Origin of the sequence: Undibacterium sp. JH2W, assembly GCF_049340425.1 — a bacterium.
Lineage (GTDB): Bacteria > Pseudomonadota > Gammaproteobacteria > Burkholderiales > Burkholderiaceae_D > Undibacterium.
Map to the genome: position 1 here is coordinate 1 of NZ_JBMPOT010000087.1, position 348 is coordinate 348.

Below are 348 nucleotides of genomic sequence, written 5' to 3' on the forward strand. Positions count from 1 at the left end.
ATGCAGCGATGAAGGATATCGAGAAGGAATTGATACTGGCGGCTTACCGTCATGTGCAATCGCAAAAAACGCTGTATATCGTGATCGATGAGGCGCATTTGCTGGATGTGGGCATTTTACGTAAATTACGCTTATTGTTTGAGCGCTTCCCTAAAAAGCACAATCTAGTGTTACTGGGCCATCCTGAGTTGATGTTTCGCTTGTCGATGACATGCAACGAGGACATCAAGAGCCGGATCAGTTATTCCAGGCAGGTGTTGCCACTGCATGACGCGGACTTGACCAAGTTCATCGTCACTGAGTTGGCCGCCGTGGGTTTGGGTGCCAATACCTTTGATGAAGCAGCCT

The 348-nt window shown here is 48.6% G+C and carries 1 protein-coding gene; it reads left to right on the forward strand.

The annotated features are described in order from the left end of the window. On the forward strand, positions 1-348 hold a 348-nt coding region (locus ACO0LC_RS29235; RefSeq protein WP_423009783.1), incomplete at both ends, for an AAA family ATPase.